The 290-nt window shown below is 65.9% G+C and carries 1 pseudogene; it reads right to left on the bottom strand.

The features are described 5' to 3' along the window. Window positions 1–290: pseudogene (locus KVT39_RS38805) on the bottom strand (IS21 family transposase); the annotation flags it as partial.

The following is a 290-nucleotide window of genomic DNA, read 5'->3' as shown; positions in this document are numbered from 1 at the left end:
TCCCCAGAGATAGCGGCTGTGCCCAAGCACGATCGAGAACAGCCAGATCGAACGCCGCTGGCCGGGCGCGTCATCGAGCTCGACATTGAAGTGCGCGAAATCCACTTGAGCCTGATGACCGGCGGGCGTCTCAAAGCGCACCTCGAAGCCGCGTTGGCGCGGCGGCCGGACTTCCCGAACCAGGTCGCCCAGCGCCGTGCGGCCGCCGGTATACCCCATGGCCCGGATCTCGCGCAGCAGACGTTCGACGCTCAGGTCGGGAAACTCGCGTACACGTTCGGTGACGTAGT

It is taken from the genome of Burkholderia sp. GbtcB21, from assembly GCF_019091065.1.
Taxonomy (GTDB): domain Bacteria; phylum Pseudomonadota; class Gammaproteobacteria; order Burkholderiales; family Burkholderiaceae; genus Burkholderia; species Burkholderia pyrrocinia_C.
The sequence above is the reverse complement of the archived record's forward strand: the minus strand, read 5'-3'. Positions and strand labels throughout refer to the sequence as shown.